Origin of the sequence: Treponema denticola, assembly GCF_024181645.1 — a bacterium.
Taxonomy (GTDB): Bacteria; Spirochaetota; Spirochaetia; order Treponematales; family Treponemataceae; genus Treponema_B; species Treponema_B denticola_A.
Map to the genome: position 1 here is coordinate 2,125,400 of NZ_CP058624.1, position 17,671 is coordinate 2,143,070.

A 17,671-nucleotide genomic window follows, 5' to 3' on the forward strand; every position below is an offset into this window, starting at 1 on the left:
TGATTTTTTATAAAAACGATTCAAATAATTTACCGAAGAGGAGTCCCCAGCCGTCAACCATAACAAAAAGAATCAATTTAAACGGCATGGATATTTGGACGGGCGGAAGCATTATCATACCCATAGACATAAGAATACTGGCGACAATCATATCTATTATAATAAAGGGCAAATATAAAAATATTCCGATTTGAAAAGCTATTGTAAGCTCATGTAATATAAAGGCAGCTATTAAAATATGGGTCGGTACATCTGCAAGAGTATCGGGTTTTGGAAGTTTAGACATAGCCATAAAGGTGCGAATATGGGTCGGATTTTTTTGCATTTGCTTGTACATAAAATACCGCATGGGTTTTTCCGCCTCTCTATAGGCTTCCTCTATTCCGATTTGTCCCTCACTCATAGGTTTATAAGCGTTATTGTATATTTGGGTAAAGGTCGGCTGCATAATAAACAGAGTCAGAAAAAAGGCTATTCCGTTTAAAACCTGAGTCGGCGGCACTTGCTGAAGAGATAAGGCCCTTTTAACAAAATCCAGAACAATACTTAAACGCAAAAAGCTCGTCATCAATAACAAAAGACTTGGAGCTATCGAGATAAGCGTAATAAAAATTAAAAGCTGAACCGAAAAGGCGACATCTTTATTTGTCGAAGGTTCCCTTATCGAAAAATCGATAAAAGGAATTCTCCCAGCCTGCCTATTAGGATCGGCATCAGTTCTTCCGGCCGTAGTGCCGTCGGGAAAGCTCGACTGAGAAAAAACTTGAACCGGAATAAAAAGAATCATACCGAAAAAAACTAGAATTAAAAGATTTCTTTTCATCATTCTTCCTCCGGCACTTGAGCTTTAGCAGCCTTGTTTAACCTTTCACGTTGTGCTTCAAAAAAATCTACATCAATATCATTATTCTTTGAGCCTTTAAAAACTGAGGACAGCATAGAAGCAAAGTCTTGTTTGGGAGAAGAGCTGCGTCTTTCAGCATCCAAATTCATGGTATCGACAAGGGTTTTATCTTCAACTTCCCCTATCATATTTATTGAAGCATCGGTAACGCCTACAATGTACGCCTTTTCGCCCAAGGTAATAACATGAATACTTTTTCCTTGAGCAATGTTAATTGAAGCAACGCTTTTTAGGTAAGGACTATCCGAAGAAAAAGATAGTGAAGATTTTTTTAAAAATTTCAGCACAACATAGGCCAAAATACATACTATAATTAAAGATACAAGAACTTGTAACAGTCTGGAAATAGGAGATTGAGCTCTTTCTGCAACATTCAAATCAAAAGCATTTTCATTTCCGGCAGGTGCGGTATTCCCATCATTCCTTTCAATATTTCCTTTTGTACCTGCGTCCAATAGAATACCCGACTCTGAAGGCAGGGAATCCTCATCCGAAGAAGTTCCGTCATTTTCTGCAAACAAGAAAACCGAAAACAAAAAGAAAAGAATAAATAACAGCTTTTTCCCCAAGCTCATTAAAGGCCCCCACCCGATTTTTAAGTTTATATATCCGAAATACGCTCAGCCGGAGATAGAATTTCGGTTATACGGACACCGAAACTTTCTTCTATAACTACAACCTCTCCCTTGGCTATAGGCTTGTGGTTTACAAGAACGTCTACAGGTTCACCGGCAAGTTTATCAAGCTCAATAATATGCCCCTCACCCATTCCAAGAATTTCCTTAATCATGCGCTTTGTTCGTCCTAGTTCTACGGTCATTTCCATGTAAACGTCCATGATAAGACCGATATTACCCTGCTCCTCCTGACTTACAAAACCCTGAAGGGGCGGAAATTGAACTGGCTGAACACTGGCGCCCATTCCCATTTGGGGCATCATGCCCATATTATTCATAGCCTGCATATTTCCTCCTTGCTGAGGCGAACCTTGGGGCATACCTGAACCGAACATTTGCTGTGCAGGGCCGCCTGTTTGCATAGAACCCATCTGCATACCGCCCATCATTCCATTGTTTTGCATTGCACCCATATTTTGCATACCTCCCATTGCAGCCATACCCTGCATTCCGGTATCGCCTCCCATTCCTTGCATTGAAGGATCAGGACCCGCAATCGTAGAGGTTATTTTATCGACAACATCCTCAGAAAGAATCTCCCACAGTTGATATGCAGAATCATCAAGCTTCACATTATAAGTTATGCTTACAAAGTTACGCTGAGGTAATCTCATCATAGCCTTAGGAACATGTGAAGATTCTGCCGGAGAAGATGCAACACCGGTAAGTCCGGCACGCTCAAGGTAACTAAGTTCCGTACCCACATATTGAGCGATTGTCTCACTTATAACCGAAAGGGCCATATCGTCTATTTCTACATTGTCTTCATGATTTACCAAGCTGACTATTTTCTTTGCAAGCTCAGGACTCATCATAAAGGCATGATCACCGCTCATAGCCCCGGAAAAATCAATGAGGGTAGCAACAGCCATTTCGGATACTTTTCTTAAAAATGTCTCTCTATCGGAAAGCTCGATAACCGGCTCCGAAATGCTGACAGTTTTACCCGTCATAGACTCCAAATTAGAAGACAGTCCCGGGATATTTTCTTTTGTAAATTGAAGCATGGCCGTTTTTTTAAAAGCAGCCAAATCATCGCCTGCACCTGCAGCAGGAGCCGATGCAATTCCGCCTCCTCCTACTCCCGATAACAAAGCATCTATTTCATCTTGAGAAATTGAACCATCACTCATACAACTCATCTCCTTCCGATGTTAATTCTTCGAATTCATCACCGCTAATATCTTCTATTTTTTCCAAAATCTGAACTGCTAACTTCTTACCCTTTACACCGGGTTGGCAGGAGAATTTAGGCCTGCTTCCTACTGTAAGCTTAAAAGGATCTCCAATCCTCACATTGGGTAAGCGTACAACATCTCCGGCTCTCAAGTTAAGAACATCTTTGATTGAAACATCCAAGGATCCTACCTCGGCAACCATATCAACCTCAACCGAAGAAAGTTTATCCTTAATAGCTGCCGCATATTGTCCTGTCGAAGCCCTTCTAACCGAAGAAAACCAAAACTGTGTCGATAACTTTGAAATAATCGGTTCAAGAGTAATATAAGGAAGACAGATATTCATCATTCCTTCTTCTTCACCGACTTTAGTTTCCAAGGTTACCAAAAGAACCATTTCAGAGGGAGTTACAATCTGAACAAACTGAGGGTTAGTATCTATGTTTCCCAAACGGGGACGTAAATCTACTACGGTAGTCCAAGCTTCCCGCATATTTGCAAGGATACGGACTATAACGCCTTCCATAACAGAGCTTTCTATTTCGGTCAACTCCCTCTGAACTTTTGAACCCTGTCCTTTACCGCCGAATAAGCGGTCTATAATCGAAAAGGTAACCGAGGGGTCTATCTCCAAAAGGGCACTTGCTCTTAAGGGATCCATGTTTATAATCGCCAAGGTTGTCGGCGTAGGTATTGATCTTATAAATTCTTCATACGTAAGCTGTTCTACAGTTGCTACGTGAACATGAGCCATGCTTCGCAGCTGAGCGGAAAGAGAAGTGGTTGTAAGACGGGCAAAGGTTTCATGCATCATCTGTACCGTTCTCATCTGCTCCTTAGAAAATTTGTCGGGACGTTTAAAGTCGTAAATTTTTATTTTACGGGTATCATTAACGGCACGAAAATCTTCTGTCTCCGTATCTCCTGAGCTTATTGCGGTGAGAAGCTGATCTATTTCATCCTGCGAAAGAACTTCTGTCATGGCTCTCCTATCCTTTATTGTTCAACAATATCGTATTGCGTAAATTTAACATCCTTTATTTTATTTTTTGTAAGTACATTATCGTTTATTTCGTGTTTTATTTCAATCTTTATTTTTTCTTCCTGTCTTAATTCAGCAGTAGTCTTGCCTTTAAAATAAGAGCGTAAAAAGTCTATTATTTCGACCTTTCTTGCAGAAAGCTCTTGAGGTGTTGACTTATCGTTGTTAGTATAGCCTAAGGCGACATCTACTATCAAGGTTGCAGGAATTCTATCTGCCGTATGTACCTTCAAAATACCGATTGCCTGATACCACTGCAAAACATCCCTTGTTTCACGATATTCTTCAGAAACGGGAGTTATTGACTGATTTTTACCTTTTTTATCCCTTATGTTCATTGTAATAACTACAACGGTAACAACGAATATTATAGCAACCAATACAATAGCAACCCATTTTATCAGCATGGGTATAAGACCGCCGCCTCGTTTTTTGGTATCTACAGATGAAGTCATATTTTCCTGAATATCATCATCATCTATCATGTCATTATCAGCCATAATTTTCTCCTTACTATTATAATCGGCACATTTTTATTTTTACTAAAAGTGTGCATCATCAAGAATAATTATATCAACCCGCCTATTGTAGGCTCTTCCTTCTGCCGTATCATTTGAAAAGATAGGGCGAGTGTCTGCATAACCTGCTACGGAAAATCTGGATTCTTGAGCTCCGAAGTCTGTAAGGCTGTGCAAAATATTTATTGCCCTTGCAGATGAAAGCTCCCAATTACTTTTCCATACATCCGGATCCGTCACACCGGAATCGGTATGCCCTTCAACCCTAAATCTATGAGAAGCCAAATCTTGTGAAGATAAAAACTGAGCAAGGTTTAAAAGCGTATCTCTGGATTCGGCAATATTAAGCTCCGCACTTCCGGGATAAAAGAAAACGTCCGATGCCAAGCTTATTACTATCCCCCTCTCATCGCTTGTAACTGCGATTTTGTTTGTTTTGATTTCGGGAGCAAAAAGTGAAACAGCTTTTTTTAAGGCACTTGCAAGCATCTTCCCTTTTTCCATTGAGGGCATGGAGCTTATTGTGTTTCCGAGGTCTGAAAGCCTGCCTGCAGAAACAGAAAGGCCGCCTCCGGTCGGGTCACCGCTTATTGATGCGGAAAGAGCCATAAGCTGAGTTACATCGACCTCAGACGGCTCAAAAAGCATTACGAAAAAGCAAAGCATGAGAGTAACCATATCTGCATAAGTGGTAAGCCAACCGCTTCCGGCGGCACTTGCACCGTGTTTCTTTTTCCTTGCCATTTTAATCCTTTAATACTTCCGCCTCAATTGATTTTCTATCGGAAGGCGTCAAATATGTAATAAGCCTTTGAGCCAAGATTCGAGGGTTATCTCCGGCTTGAATTCCAAGTACACCTTCTATAATCATTTCTTTAGATTTAACTTCCATATTGTTTTGGTACATAAGCTTTGTTGCTATAGGAACCAAGAGCCAGTTCTGCATAAGAGAACCGTAAAAGGTTGTAACAAGAGCCGTAGCCATGTTAGGACCAAGAGCACTTTTATCATCCAAGTTTAACAACATACCGATAAGACCTATAACCGTTCCCAACATACCGAAACCGGGGGCGAGGGTTGCCCAAGCGTTTACTAAGGATATCCATGTGTTATGGCGCTCTTCCATTTGATTAAGCTCGTTTTCCATGAGGGAGCGGATAGCCTCTCCGTCAATACCGTCAACTACGTTCCTTAAACCGGAGCGCATAAAGGGATCTTCAAAGTCTTCAATTTCTTCTTCCAAGGCAAGAAGACCTGCACGGCGGCTTTTTTCGGATAAGGCAACAAAACGCTGAACCAGAGCTTTTTCACCGTAATCGGTTACCTTAAAAACTCTCGCAACGACCTTGAAGATTCCTATCGTATAGGATAAAGGATAGGTTAAAAAAAGACACATGTAAGAGCCGCCAATTGTAATGAACATTGAAGCCGGGTGAATAAGTCCTCCGGCCGAACCGCCGAGGATGGCACCGAATGCAACAACTGCTATACCTCCGAATATTCCTATAAACGACGCTATATCCATATCTACCCCTTTTTACTTCTACTACAACTCATTTTTAAATACGCCGATTTTACGGCGGTACGCGACTATGGACTCCAAAATTTCTTCAGGCCTTTCCTTAATTACATAATACTTTCCTGAAAGCATCTGCAAAGTAACATCGGGATTACACTCAATGGTTTCAATTTGATGAGGATTAATCCAATACTTTGTTCCATTTAGCCGCGTTACCTGTATCATAAATAATACCCTATATTATACCATACTATCGTTTCAAGTTCAAGACTGTTTCAAGCATTGTATCTGAAGTTTGTATTGTTTTAGCTCCTGCCTGAAAGCCTTTTTGAGTTACGATCATGTCTACAAATTGGTCGGTTAAATCTACGTTACTCATTTCGAGAGTTCCGCCGATAAAGTAGCCCTTACCTACGGTTCCCGACGTAGAAACATTAGCAATGCCTGAGTTATTGGACTGAACATAGGTGTTTTGTCCCGCTTTTTCAAGACCGCCCTGATTGGCAAAACCGGCCATAGCTATCTGACCTATTTCCTGCCTTACACCGTTGGAATAAACGCCGGTGATAATACCGCTTTGGTCGATTCTAAAGTTTTCAAGATAACCTAGAGTATATCCGTCCTGTTCATAGGCCTTTGTTGTGCTCTTATCGGAGAACTGAGTAATGGTGTTTTTGGAAGTTCCGATTTCGCCTAAGTTTACGTCAAATGTATGTCTTGTGGGAGCTCCGGCCTCATCAGGGTTTGCACCTACTACATTGTACGAAATTTGAACCAAAACTTGTCCTGCGGGAGCCGTTAAGTTTCCTGCAGTGTCGGTAACGGAAGCAAGATGTCCGTTATTGTCAAAACGGACTATAAAGCTGTTTTGAACGCCGTCGGTTGTTCCAATTCCTACACGGGTAGCTGTGGCTTCCGCATTTGTCGGATCAACATTTACTGTTGCCTGCCAAGCATTTACTTCCCCGGGGACTCTGGCAAAATCGATTTGAAGCTCGTGGGCTTCACCGAAACTGTCATATACCTTAAATTCCGTAGACCAAGTAGATTCCAAAATTTGAGCCCGGTTTGCTCCTTCGGGCAATTCAGGCAGTCTCTTATCAAGGTTACAAGCATAGTTTACACTTGTGGTTGCCTTTGCGTCAAGTTTTTGACCTATAGGAATATTTAAATCTTCCGTTTGACCCGATGTGTTGATTATCCTGAAACCGTCAGCTTCTTCAGCCATCCAGCCCTGGACTCTCATTCCATTTGCGGGATTTACCAAGGTTCCTTCTTTATCGATACCGAAGGCACCGGCCCTTGTGTAAAAAGTTTTTTCTCCGTCTTTAAGAATAAAAAAGCCGTTTCCTTGAATTGCAAGATCGGTGTTGACACCTGTTGTCTGCAAGGCTCCCTGTGTAAAGATTGTATCAATGCTTGCGACCATCATACCCAAGCCGACTTCTTTGGGGTTTACACCGCCGAGTTCCTCGGTAGGACGGGCTGCACCGCTTAATTGCTGTGAAATTAAGTCTTGAAAGTTTACTCTTCCCCTCTTAAAACCTGTTGTATTTACGTTGGCAACGTTATTTCCGATAACGTCCATTCTTGTTTGGTGATTTTGCATTCCGGTTACGCCGGAAAATAATGATCTCATCATAATTATTGCCTCCTAATTGTTTTCTGCATAAACTGTTTTAACGGCAGACCAGTTGTACCAGTTTCCGTTTACCATAACTTCCGGATTTATACCGCGTGTTGCAGCCGAAATATAACCGGAAACCTGTGAAGACCCTAGGTCTAAGTCAACTTTTTTGCCGACGGCATTTACTGCCGATGAGCCTGTCATAAGCTCATTTAAGGCTGCAAAGTTTTTGTTCATATTGGTCATCTGCTCAAGGGATGAAAATTGAGCCATTTGCCCTATAAATTGAGTGTCTTCCATCGGAGATGTAGGATCTTGATGTGTGAGCTGGGCAATTAAAAGCTGAAGAAAGTCGTCTTTTCCAAGCTGCTGCTTCGGAACCCTTGTTTCTGCAAAATTCTGTTTATTTAAGGTGTCAACCTGTAGACCTAAAAGAGCTTTTTCTTCAGGACTCATCTCGGATTTAAAATTCTTCATCATCTCAGCTTGTTCAAAAGCCGTATCTACGGCACTTCTATTAATGTTATTTACTTGCATAAAATACCCCTTTAAGCCAAAAGATCTACAGTCGAACCATAGACATAACTGTAGGTACTCAAATTATCGGCCGTTTTTTCAAGCTGCCTTAAATCTTGTTCTTGATTTTTATAAGCAAATCCTGAAAAAGGTTCAAAATTTTCGGCAAATCCTTCTTGACTTGAAGTTCCCGACCAATCTAAATTAAATTCGGCAAATTCAAAACCGTTTTGTTTAAATTCTTCGGCCAAATTATCCAAATTTTTCTCAAAGGCTTCGTAGGCTTCTTTAGAGGCAACAGTTACTGTTCCCGTAACCCTTTTTCCCTCGCTCAGCTCCAAATTGATTTTTACGGCTCCCAGATTTTCAGGTCTTAGATGGAGTCTTATTTCTCCTGCATTATTGTCGCGGAGAACTATTTTTCCGGCTTGTACAAAGTCTGCTGCAGCTTCCCGTATTTCTTGAGTCAACATAGCAGAAAAAGTTTGGCTTGTTTTTTGAGCTTCGCTTCCGGTTTGAGTGTTTTGCACCTCTCCGCCCTGTGATGCATTTTGAGCTTTGCCGCTAAAATCGATTACCATATCGACGGAGTTGTCCGTTTCAACCCGCGATTCCGAAGCTGTTGTATGAATGGCAGCATCCGCTTGGGCAGAAGGCATTGAACGTAAGTCTTCTACAGAAATCTTCGGTTTAGGTTTGGAAACCGGTTTTTTGCTTACATTTTCCTGAGCTGCCTCGGCTTGCAAAGAAAGTTTTTTTGATAAGTCTTTTTTATCGGCCTTGGATAAAAGCCCCAACTTTCCGGCTTGTTCCGTCTTTTCATCGTCAAAGGACTGAGTTTTTTTCTTTTCCGCCTTGTCTAATTTTTTTAAAGCTTCATCGGAAAGAAGAGAAATAGTTTCATCTTCTTTTACGTCTTGCGGCAAAAAGTCCTTAATTTCATCACTAAAATCCTCATTGAGAATTTTAAGATTTAGCTCAAGAGCATCTTTTTGAGTCTTTTCAGCCTGCAAATGTTCTGAGTTCGGCTTTTGAATTTCGTTCTTCGGCTTCTTTAGCAAATTCTTGGAATCTTTTAAATAAGCTTCTTTGGAATTAAGCAGATTTTCAGCATCTATTTTCTTAGACTTATGGTCTTCAGATGATAGTTCCGTATTCTGCCTTCCTGCTTCCTTTTGAAGCGATAAATCCCTGATTTCGGCTTCCCTAAGACGGGCATCCTCAAATCGGGCTTCATCAGCCTCCTTGCTTCCATCCTTGGCGGCGGCAATCATCTTTTTGATCATTGCCAGGAATGAATCTCCATTTCTTACAGGTTCCGCATCAGCTCTTTTAAAGTCCTCAGAAGCTTTTCTTTCCGGTTCTTGTACCGGCAAAGCCTGCATACGAACATCAAGTGCTTGCATATGAACCTCCTATACATTAATTCTATATGTTACTTCAATAAATTTTCGGCTTATTTTTAAGGCGGGTTTAGGAAAAAAGTCTATACAAGCTTTAAATTAAGAATTTTAAAGTTTCTTAAAAAAAATTACCATATATTACAAAAAATTTGAATAATAATAGTGAGAGCAGCAAAATAATTTGCTATTTTAAGGAGAAAAGTTATGTCAAATGAACAAACTATTTTAAACCCCAAAACAGATTGGGTTTTTAAGCTGATGTTTTCAAAAGGTGAAGAAGGCAACAAGGCTCTGATAAGTTTTCTAAACGCTTTTTTGGAAGATTCCTACGGTAAAATAATAAAGGCCGAAATCATAAATACCGAGCTTATCCGGGGCAGGCCTTCGGGAGAAACTTACCGCCTCGATTTTTTGATTCGAACCGACAACGGCCTTATTGTAGACCTTGAGATGCAGCAGTTTTGGAAAACAAACTATCCTCGCAGAAGTCAAATGTACCTTATGCGTCTCGCTTCCCGTTTTTTAAAAACGGAGCCCAAGGAAGATGACTTTTTGTACGCTATAAGCCTTTCCGTTTTCGGCTGCGATGTTCCTAAAAACGCAGAGCTTGTAAAGATGCCTGAGAGCTCAATAATTCAATATCTTTATGTTGAATTAAACGAGTTAATAGGTTATACTATGAAAAAGAGTTTGGAAGAGTATAGCTTAAAAGATTTTTGGATAAGGTTTTTGGCCAACTATGAAGAAGACAAAAAAAGCGGAATGTTGGAAAAATTGTGTAAATTAGAGGAGGGTATAAAAATGGCAGAAGCAACACTCTTTAGGGTAACTGATGAAGAGAGGCGAATGGCAATAGAACTCTCTGACGAAAAATACCGGATGTATGTAGAAGATGAACGCAGTGAAGCTAGAAGAGAGGGCTTGGCGGAAGGCCGGGAGAAAGGAAGAAGCATAGGATTAGCAGAAGGGTTGGCTGAAGGCTCACATCAAAAAGCACTTGAAACGGCTAGGAATTTACTTGATATGGGGCTATCACCCAATAATATTGCAAGGGCTACAGGCTTGGATATTAAAGAAATCGAACAACTATAATTTAAACCTAAAATAAAAGCCTCTCAAATCTAAAAGATTTTAGAGGCGGACATAAATATTCTATGTAAAAAAAAGTTAGACAGGCTTTTTTAATCTTCTCTTGTCTTAAAGATCATCAAAAATGTATATATAAGACCAAGAGCTAAAAGAATGTGTCCTATTCCTGCTATACCTGAAAAGGCTGCATCTTGAGCCTTTGAGGTGTAATTATTTCCTAAATAAATTTAAAAAGGAGTTTAAAAAATTAAATGAAGCATTTCGGTAAAAGATTAAAAAATATTTTTTGGTTATGCCGCCCGTATCGGAAGTACGCCCGAGTTTATTTTTTTGTGATTCTATTGACTTCCGCATTATTGGAACCGATCGATGATTTTTTCTATGTGTATTTTCCCAAAGAAATCGTTGATCTTTTAGCTGTGGGAAAATCATTTTGGTATGTAGCAATATTTTCTGCAATAGTATGCGGAATTTTGTTTATTAAAAATATGACGCCTAAGGTATTGTATCCGTATTTTCAACGCAAAAGCAAAGAAGTGGAGCTTAAAATTAAGCGGGATATCTATAAAAAAGCACTCTCTATTGACTATCGATATATCGATAATCCTGAATATTATAATAAATATGCTTGGGCAATTACCGAATACTCAGCACAAACTCTTGCCGCACGCGATTTTATGAGTAAATTTATTCAACATTTTATGTCGGTAACTATGTTGTTTACGATGATAGCCGCTATAGGACCTTGGATTATACCTATAGAAATAATTCAAATGTTTTTACATTGTAAAATAGATTTTATAAAAAATAAAATGAATATTGCGTATAAACAGAAATTAGTTCCCGTAAAAAGACGTTTTTCGTATTTTCAACGTTTGTTTTATCAGAGCGAATATGCTGCGGATATCAAATCGACTTTAGTCGGTAAAAAGATAATGGATAAATATGACATTACTGAAAATGAAAATTTGGATATAGTTAAACGATACTCGAAAAAACAAGCACTTTACAGTATTTTGCATGAGACAACTTTTGCGTTAACGGAGTTTATTATTATTTGTTATATTGTCTATAATATTACGGTTGGAAATATCGCAGAAGTAGGACTTTATATAATGATGACACTCGCTTTTTACCGCGGGGACTCTAAACTTCGTGAACTTATTGATCTCATTACCGGTGCAGACGAATTGTCATTGAATGCGGAAAAACTCCGCGAATTTTTTGACATTGAATCCAAGATTGAATCTTGTACCGGCGGTAAGTTAGCTTCAGAAGAATCGGCTTTTTCGGTTGAACTAAAAGATGTGTCGTTTGCTTATGAGAATTCCGCTTTTTCGCTCTCTCATATAAATTTATCGATAAATCCGGGAGAAAAGATTGCTGTTGTAGGCGAAAATGGAGCGGGTAAATCTACACTTGTTAAATTACTGCTTAGGTTTTATGATGTTACGAATGGTGAAATATTTATAAACGGCAACCGAATAAGTGAGTATAATATTAAGGAATTGCGAAAAAAAATCGGTGTTGCTTTTCAAAAGCCTCTTGTTTATGCTATGTCGTTAGAAGAAAATATTTCGCTGTACGAAGATATTCCGATAAGCGATATAGAAGCAATATGCGAAAAACTGGAGCTTCTCTCTATTTTTAAAAAAAGCGGTGCAGGCCGCGAAACGGAGCTTACAAAGGAGTTTGATGCAGACGGTATTATGTTGTCGGGCGGAGAAATACAAAAAATAGCATTAGCCAGAATTATGTCGGGAAAATTCGGACTTCTTATTTTAGATGAACCGTCTTCGGCTCTAGATCCTCTAAGCGAATATAAAATGAATGAGCTTATTTTAGGCGAAGCAAATAAAACTACTACAATAATGATAGCTCATAGACTTTCTACAGTACGCGATGCAGATAAAATAGTCTTGGTAGAAAACGGAACCATACAGGAATATGGAACTCATGATGAACTTATTGAACTTAAAGGACGGTATTATGAGATGTTTACCAAACAGGCAGAAAATTATTTGGAATAAGCATTACAATGAATAAAAAAACTTTTTTTAAAAAGGAAAGCTTAAATAGACACTCAGGAGACAATAATGAAAAAAATATTAACAGTGCTTATGCTAATGCTCATTGTATCATGCCAAAAAAACAATGATACAAAAGAAGCTCTTACAATTCAAAATGAGGTACAAGACGAAAAACCACTATTTTCGAACATGAGTGACGGTGAAAGTATAAAAGAAGTTCAAGCTGTTTTGAATTCTCATTTGGAAAACAAAAATGCGGAAGCCTTTATACGGGGAGTTATCGACTATAATGAAACGATAGAAAAAACCGGCTTGACAAAGGGTTTTGAAAAAGAGCCTCCTGAATATGATGAGCAAAAAATAGACGAATTATGGAAATCTAAAAAAGGCAATTTTATCGGAACAAATTGCAGAATAAACGCCTTTATGCTTCTAAAGGATAATATTGAAATTAAAAAAGCCCCTATCGATGATGCTCTTTTGTTTATGGATAATGAAGCTATCTCCGTAGGGAAAATATTTAATGATAACGATACTGAAAGGTTTAAACAATTATTTTCAAGGGTAAAAACCGAAAATACAAAGGATATCCTCATTCATGCCCAAAAGATGAAAGAACATTTTGCAAACGTAGGTTTCGATAAAAATGCAAAAATGCTTTCGGTTGTTCTGCATGACAATTTGGACGGAGACTTTCTTTTTATAGGACACACGGGCGTATTGCTGCAAAACAATAACACTTTCCTGTTTGTAGAAAAGCTTTCTTTTTCCGAGCCATTTCAGGCCGTAAAATTTGCCAAAAAAGAAGATTGCTATAATTACCTCTTCTTAAAATATAAACATTACCAAGACGAAGATACGGCAAAACCTTTTATCATGGAAAACAATGAGCTTATAGAATTGGAGCTATATAAGGAAATTTTTTAAAAAATTTAATAAATTTTCCTTGCAATATTGGAATTTATATTATATAATCTTTGAAGAGCCTATTTATAGATAAAAAAAGATTGATTTGTCTATCAGTTATAGACAAATGCGGAACCAATCCGGTCCTTATTTAGGCAAATTTAAGGAGGCTTAATTATGGATGCTTTAATTTTAACAGGCAAGCCATTATCCTTGGAAGATGTATACTCTGTTGCATACGGTAATCGGCAGGTAAAAATTTCCGATGATGCGGAAGAGAGAGTAAAAAAGGCCCGCCAAATCTTATTCGATATGGCAGCCGAAGGAAAGCCCGTTTACGGTCTTAACCGAGGAGTAGGCTGGAATAAAGACAAAGAATTTGATGAAGATTTTTTTGCAACCTATAACCGCAACCTGTTAAACAGCCATTGTTTAGGTGTAAAACCTTATCATCCAGATGAACAGGTAAGAGCAATCCTGCTTTTACGCTTAAATAAGGCCCTTACAGGACACACAGGAATTTCCGCAGAGCTTTTACACCATTACAGGGATTTTTTAAATTACGGAATTCATCCGAGAATACCAATGCGCTCTTCCATAGGAGAAGGAGACATAACAACCCTTTCCCACATAGGTCTTGCTTTTATCGGAGAGGAAGATGTTTCTTTTAACGGTGAAATTATGAATTCCAAAAAAGCTATGGAAAAAGCAGGTCTTAAACCGGCAAAGCTGGGCCCCAAGGATGGCTTAAGTATCGTTTCCTGTAATGCACAAGGGGAAGCGATGACTGCCATTGTCTTAAAAGAAATAGAAGATTTGGTTTATATGTCCAACCTGATATTTTGTTTAAGCCTTGAAGGCCTTAACGGCGTTGTTCAATCATTAAGAGAAGATGTCAATGCCGTAAGAGGAATCAAAGGTCAAATAAAAGCAGCCGAAATGTGCAGAAAATTTTTAAAAGGCAGTTTTTTATATGATCCCGATCCTGAAAGAGCCTTACAAGACCCATTGAGCTTTAGGTGTGCACATTCCGTAAACGGAACAATGTATGATGCAATGGATTATGTCAGAGAGCAATTATTAACCACAATGAATACAACCGATGACAATCCCTGTATCATAATTGATGAACATTCTTCCTTTGTCAGTGCAAATTTTGAAATAACATCCTTGGCAATCGGAGTTGAAATGCTTGCAACAGCTTTAAGCCATTTGTCAAAAACTTCATGCTACAGAATGATAAAACTTGCAGACCCGTCTTTTACAAAGCTAAACAGGTTTTTAACGCCCCAAGATGTAAAAACCATTGCTTTCGGTACAATTCAAAAAACCTTCACAATGCTTGACACCCAAAACAGAGGTTTGGCAAATCCGTCATCAATGGACTTTTATTCTTTGGCAGGAACTATTGAAGACCACGCAAGCAATTTACCTTTGGCATGTTATAAAATATTTCAAATGCTTGATAATATACGCTATATTATCGGAATTGAAGCTATGCATGCAGCTCAGGCAATAGACTTGCGCGGAAATAAAAAGTTGGGAGAAGGTACAAAAAAAGCCTATTCTCTTATAAGAGAAGTCCTACCTTTCTACAACGAAGATAGAAATATAAGCCGCGACATTGAAACAATGTACGAGTTTATAAAATCAAAAAAATTATTAAACATCTAAGGAGCAATTTTATGGATGAGAACAAGAAAAAAGAAATACGATGGTCGGTTTTTATTCCGGCATTTTCGTTTGTACTAATTGCCGCTATTATCGGTATAGTAAACAATGAAGCTTTGACAAGTATGTCAAATACATTTTTTGCATGGTCTTTAGAAAGCTTCGGCTGGCTGTATCAAATTACAGTAATGGCCGTATTTATTATTACCTGTGTAATTATGTTTTCAAAACTTGGAAGCGTTAGAATCGGCGGTAAAGATGCAAAACCGAAATATTCTTTCGGAACATGGTTTGCTATGACCCTTACAGGCGGTGTTGCAACAGGAATAGTAACTTGGGGTGTAAACGAGCCCATTATCTATTTGGGAAATGTCTGGGGAGAACTCGATGCAGTAGGAATCCAACCCGGAACTGCAGAAGCAGCCCGCTTTGCAATGGGCCGATGTTTTTATAACTGGACATTTATTCCTTATGCTATTTATGCCCTTGCTGGTATCGTTGTAGCTTACATATATTTTAACAAAAAAGAACAATTAAATGTAACCTCAACCTTACAGCCCCTATTCGGAGACAAAATAAAAAAAGGAGTTGCATCAAGTATTATCGACACCCTTTCAATGCTTGCAATCGCCATAGGTTTATGTACAGCATTGACAATGTGTATAACATTGATAATAACCGGTTTAAATGCTTCATACGGATTATCAAACAATTTGACAATGTTCATTGTAGTAGGTATTTTAATTGTTGCAATGTTTACACTTTCTTCTTACGTAGGTCTTGATAAGGGATTAAAGAAGCTCGCAGGTATTAATGCATACTTCTATTACGGATTACTTATACTTTTACTCGTGACGGGCCCAACCCTTTATATTTTAAGAAATACCACAGCAGGTATGGCTGAATGGCTTCATAACTTCTGGAGATGGGGATTGGATCCTATCGATATCGGAGGAGCACCTCTTACCCGTTCTTGGACACTTTTTGACTTTGCATTCTGGGTAGCTTATGCACCCGTAACAGGTATTTTCTTAGGACAAATCTCTTACGGAAGAACTATCAGAGAATGTTTACTTGTAAACCTGGTTCTTCCCGCAGTATTCGGCATCGTTTGGTTCGGAGTATGGGGAAGCACGGCATTAAATATGCAGTTGACAGGTCAAGTCGACTTGGTAGGTGTAATTCAAAATTCAAATGCGGTCATGGGACTGTTTGAATTTATAAAGAACATTCCTCTTGCTGCAATACTTGTACCGGTAAACCTCTTTGTAATTTTGATATCGTTTGTAACCGCAGCCGATGCAACTGCAAACAATGTTGCATCCATGTGTATCAAAAACATACCTATCGGTTCCGAAGCTCCCAGATATTTAAAAGTTCTTTGGGGCGTTATAATCGGTGTAGTTGCTATCGTTATGGCAGCCTTCGGCGGAGGTGAACAAGGTGTTGCAGGCGTTAAGTCTTTAGCGGCAGCAGGCGGTTTTGTCGTATTATTCATTTTCATTCTACAGGTAATATCGGCAATCAAAATGTTCTTTGTGGACAAAATCGTAGAATAAGATAAAACAAGCGGGTCTTCTTTGACCCGCTTTTCCATATGATAAAGATAATAGAAGAAGCCCGCTCCTTGGTTCTAAAAAAGATTCCATTTGTAGCGGCAACAATAATTTTTAAACACGGTTCAGCCCCAAGAGAAGTGGGAGCCACAATGCTCGTTACCAGTGACGGCAGATATGCAGGCACAATAGGCGGAGGAAGCCAAGAGTACGAAGTTTCAAACCATGCGGTCGAATTATTGGAAAAGAAACAGTCCGAAAATGTCAACTATGAAGTTTCAAAAATAACGGCTGCAAATCTTGGAATGGTTTGCGGCGGTTGTAACACTATTCATTATCAATACATTGATGTAACCAATAAAAAAACATTGGAATACTTAGATAAAATAATCGAATCGGTTGAAAATAATGATGTATATTTAGTATACAATATAAAAGAGGACTTAGGAATTTCAATAGAAATAAACGGAAAGCTATATCCTTTTACCTCCGGCAGCAACACATACAAAGAAGAAGACTTATTTAAAACCAAAATAAAAAATCAGATGAAGGTATTTATTTTCGGCGGAGGACACATAGCAAAAGCTGCAGCAAACTTGTTTAAGTTTTTAAATCTTGATGTAACGGTCATAGATGACAGAAAAGACTTTATAACCGAAAAAGATTTTCCCGGCATAAAAAAAATTATTATGGATTTTTCCGAAATTGACTGCATCGATATTCGAAAAAGCGATTATGTTTGTATAATGACCCGAGGTCATCAACATGACATCACGGTATTGGAAAGCGTTCTCCGTAAAAATCCGTACTACATCGGCGTCGTCGGAAACAAATACAAAGCTGTTTCTTATAAAGAACATTTTGCAAATACCGATTTGGAAAATATCTACAATCAAAAAGTTCACCTTCCTGTCGGTATAAAAATTTCGGCCTTGACTCCTGAAGAAATTGCAGTAAGCATTGCAGGTGAAATAATTCAAAGCTACAGGAATAATAAATAGCTGTTTGTTTTTAAAAACTCACAAAAAATTACAA

Annotated in this window: 18 protein-coding genes; 6 read left to right on the top strand and 12 right to left on the bottom strand. The window is 38.7% G+C overall.

Features of this window, described 5'->3' with window-relative positions; translation table 11 throughout:
• Nucleotides 1–7: 7 nt before the first annotated feature.
• The 11 genes from fliP to HO345_RS09960 are packed head-to-tail and all read right to left on the bottom strand — an operon-like array spanning nucleotide 8 to nucleotide 9,387.
• Complete coding sequence (gene fliP, locus HO345_RS09910) at nucleotides 8–823, bottom strand: flagellar type III secretion system pore protein FliP (RefSeq protein WP_253682137.1); 816 nt, start codon at nucleotides 821–823, stop codon at nucleotides 8–10.
• Nucleotides 823–1,479 carry a flagellar biosynthetic protein FliO gene (fliO, locus tag HO345_RS09915; RefSeq protein ID WP_253682769.1) on the bottom strand — a complete coding sequence of 219 codons (657 nt, stop codon included), beginning with the start codon at nucleotides 1,477–1,479 and terminating at the stop codon, nucleotides 823–825. Before fliO ends, fliP begins: the two co-directional genes overlap by 1 nt.
• Nucleotides 1,480–1,505: 26 nt before the next feature.
• Entirely contained in the window at nucleotides 1,506–2,714 is a 1,209-nt protein-coding gene (gene fliN, locus HO345_RS09920) for a flagellar motor switch protein FliN (protein ID WP_010693146.1), read from the bottom strand.
• Complete coding sequence (gene fliM / locus HO345_RS09925) at nucleotides 2,707–3,741, bottom strand: flagellar motor switch protein FliM (protein WP_253682770.1); 1,035 nt, start codon at nucleotides 3,739–3,741, stop codon at nucleotides 2,707–2,709. Before fliM ends, fliN begins: the two co-directional genes overlap by 8 nt.
• A 14-nt stretch (nucleotides 3,742–3,755) precedes the next feature.
• Nucleotides 3,756–4,301 (bottom strand): flagellar basal body-associated FliL family protein, encoded by a 546-nt coding sequence (locus tag HO345_RS09930; RefSeq protein WP_253682771.1) that lies wholly within the window; start codon nucleotides 4,299–4,301, stop codon nucleotides 3,756–3,758.
• 42 nt (nucleotides 4,302–4,343) lie between these two features.
• Entirely contained in the window at nucleotides 4,344–5,063 is a 720-nt protein-coding gene (gene motB, locus HO345_RS09935; RefSeq protein ID WP_010693151.1) for a flagellar motor protein MotB, read from the bottom strand.
• A gap of 1 nt (nucleotide 5,064) precedes the next feature.
• The gene (locus HO345_RS09940; protein ID WP_253682772.1) at nucleotides 5,065–5,844 is read right to left on the bottom strand and encodes a motility protein A; all 780 of its coding nucleotides are present in this window, start codon (nucleotides 5,842–5,844) and stop codon (nucleotides 5,065–5,067) included.
• Between the two features lie 21 nt (nucleotides 5,845–5,865).
• Entirely contained in the window at nucleotides 5,866–6,063 is a 198-nt protein-coding gene (locus HO345_RS09945) for a flagellar FlbD family protein (RefSeq protein WP_253682773.1), read from the bottom strand.
• A 25-nt stretch (nucleotides 6,064–6,088) separates the two neighbouring features.
• Nucleotides 6,089–7,480, bottom strand: a complete 1,392-nt coding sequence (gene flgE, locus HO345_RS09950; protein ID WP_253682774.1) for a flagellar hook protein FlgE — start codon at nucleotides 7,478–7,480, stop codon at nucleotides 6,089–6,091.
• Nucleotides 7,481–7,492: 12 nt separating this feature from the next.
• Nucleotides 7,493–8,002 (bottom strand): flagellar hook assembly protein FlgD, encoded by a 510-nt coding sequence (flgD, locus tag HO345_RS09955; protein ID WP_253682775.1) that lies wholly within the window; start codon nucleotides 8,000–8,002, stop codon nucleotides 7,493–7,495.
• Nucleotides 8,003–8,013: 11 nt separating this feature from the next.
• Nucleotides 8,014–9,387, bottom strand: coding sequence for a flagellar hook-length control protein FliK (locus tag HO345_RS09960; protein ID WP_253682776.1), 1,374 nt, complete (start codon nucleotides 9,385–9,387; stop codon nucleotides 8,014–8,016).
• Nucleotides 9,388–9,588: 201 nt separating this feature from the next.
• On the opposite strand from HO345_RS09960, the gene HO345_RS09965 reads away from it, so the two are divergent.
• Nucleotides 9,589–10,476, top strand: coding sequence for a PD-(D/E)XK nuclease family transposase (locus tag HO345_RS09965; RefSeq protein ID WP_253682777.1), 888 nt, complete (start codon nucleotides 9,589–9,591; stop codon nucleotides 10,474–10,476).
• A gap of 89 nt (nucleotides 10,477–10,565) precedes the next feature.
• Here HO345_RS09965 and HO345_RS13155 read toward each other — a convergent pair whose 3' ends face one another.
• Nucleotides 10,566–10,700 carry a DUF2871 family protein gene (locus HO345_RS13155; RefSeq protein ID WP_366796674.1) on the bottom strand — a complete coding sequence of 45 codons (135 nt, stop codon included), beginning with the start codon at nucleotides 10,698–10,700 and terminating at the stop codon, nucleotides 10,566–10,568.
• Nucleotides 10,701–10,724: 24 nt separating this feature from the next.
• Between HO345_RS13155 and HO345_RS09970 the strand changes: the two genes are divergently transcribed.
• The 5 genes from HO345_RS09970 (at nucleotide 10,725) to HO345_RS09990 (ending at nucleotide 17,637) form a co-directional block, all read left to right on the top strand.
• Nucleotides 10,725–12,503 carry an ABC transporter ATP-binding protein gene (locus HO345_RS09970; RefSeq protein WP_253682778.1) on the top strand — a complete coding sequence of 593 codons (1,779 nt, stop codon included), beginning with the start codon at nucleotides 10,725–10,727 and terminating at the stop codon, nucleotides 12,501–12,503.
• A gap of 66 nt (nucleotides 12,504–12,569) precedes the next feature.
• Nucleotides 12,570–13,430 carry a DUF4300 family protein gene (locus HO345_RS09975; RefSeq protein WP_253682779.1) on the top strand — a complete coding sequence of 287 codons (861 nt, stop codon included), beginning with the start codon at nucleotides 12,570–12,572 and terminating at the stop codon, nucleotides 13,428–13,430.
• Nucleotides 13,431–13,586: 156 nt separating this feature from the next.
• Nucleotides 13,587–15,083 carry an HAL/PAL/TAL family ammonia-lyase gene (locus tag HO345_RS09980; RefSeq protein ID WP_253682780.1) on the top strand — a complete coding sequence of 499 codons (1,497 nt, stop codon included), beginning with the start codon at nucleotides 13,587–13,589 and terminating at the stop codon, nucleotides 15,081–15,083.
• An 11-nt stretch (nucleotides 15,084–15,094) separates the two neighbouring features.
• A complete protein-coding gene (locus HO345_RS09985; protein ID WP_253682781.1) occupies nucleotides 15,095–16,639 on the top strand; it encodes a BCCT family transporter in 1,545 nt (514 codons plus the stop codon).
• A gap of 38 nt (nucleotides 16,640–16,677) precedes the next feature.
• Nucleotides 16,678–17,637: an XdhC family protein gene (locus tag HO345_RS09990; RefSeq protein ID WP_253682782.1), complete on the top strand. Its 960-nt coding sequence runs from the start codon at nucleotides 16,678–16,680 to the stop codon at nucleotides 17,635–17,637.
• Nucleotides 17,638–17,671 lie beyond the last annotated feature (34 nt).

What these genes read in the sequence shown, in the direction of transcription:
- fliP (WP_253682137.1), bottom strand. Translation starts at nt 823, where the DNA reads ATGAAAAGAAATCTTTTAATTCTAGTTTTTTTCGGTATGATTCTTTTT.
- fliO (WP_253682769.1), bottom strand. Translation starts at nt 1,479, where the DNA reads ATGAGCTTGGGGAAAAAGCTGTTATTTATTCTTTTCTTTTTGTTTTCG.
- fliN (WP_010693146.1), bottom strand. Translation starts at nt 2,714, where the DNA reads ATGAGTGATGGTTCAATTTCTCAAGATGAAATAGATGCTTTGTTATCG.
- fliM (WP_253682770.1), bottom strand. Translation starts at nt 3,741, where the DNA reads ATGACAGAAGTTCTTTCGCAGGATGAAATAGATCAGCTTCTCACCGCA.
- HO345_RS09930 (WP_253682771.1), bottom strand. Translation starts at nt 4,301, where the DNA reads ATGGCTGATAATGACATGATAGATGATGATGATATTCAGGAAAATATG.
- motB (WP_010693151.1), bottom strand. Translation starts at nt 5,063, where the DNA reads ATGGCAAGGAAAAAGAAACACGGTGCAAGTGCCGCCGGAAGCGGTTGG.
- HO345_RS09940 (WP_253682772.1), bottom strand. Translation starts at nt 5,844, where the DNA reads ATGGATATAGCGTCGTTTATAGGAATATTCGGAGGTATAGCAGTTGTT.
- HO345_RS09945 (WP_253682773.1), bottom strand. Translation starts at nt 6,063, where the DNA reads ATGATACAGGTAACGCGGCTAAATGGAACAAAGTATTGGATTAATCCT.
- flgE (WP_253682774.1), bottom strand. Translation starts at nt 7,480, where the DNA reads ATGATGAGATCATTATTTTCCGGCGTAACCGGAATGCAAAATCACCAA.
- flgD (WP_253682775.1), bottom strand. Translation starts at nt 8,002, where the DNA reads ATGCAAGTAAATAACATTAATAGAAGTGCCGTAGATACGGCTTTTGAA.
- HO345_RS09960 (WP_253682776.1), bottom strand. Translation starts at nt 9,387, where the DNA reads ATGCAAGCACTTGATGTTCGTATGCAGGCTTTGCCGGTACAAGAACCG.
- HO345_RS09965 (WP_253682777.1), top strand. Translation starts at nt 9,589, where the DNA reads ATGTCAAATGAACAAACTATTTTAAACCCCAAAACAGATTGGGTTTTT.
- HO345_RS09970 (WP_253682778.1), top strand. Translation starts at nt 10,725, where the DNA reads ATGAAGCATTTCGGTAAAAGATTAAAAAATATTTTTTGGTTATGCCGC.
- HO345_RS09975 (WP_253682779.1), top strand. Translation starts at nt 12,570, where the DNA reads ATGAAAAAAATATTAACAGTGCTTATGCTAATGCTCATTGTATCATGC.
- HO345_RS09980 (WP_253682780.1), top strand. Translation starts at nt 13,587, where the DNA reads ATGGATGCTTTAATTTTAACAGGCAAGCCATTATCCTTGGAAGATGTA.
- HO345_RS09985 (WP_253682781.1), top strand. Translation starts at nt 15,095, where the DNA reads ATGGATGAGAACAAGAAAAAAGAAATACGATGGTCGGTTTTTATTCCG.
- HO345_RS09990 (WP_253682782.1), top strand. Translation starts at nt 16,678, where the DNA reads ATGATAAAGATAATAGAAGAAGCCCGCTCCTTGGTTCTAAAAAAGATT.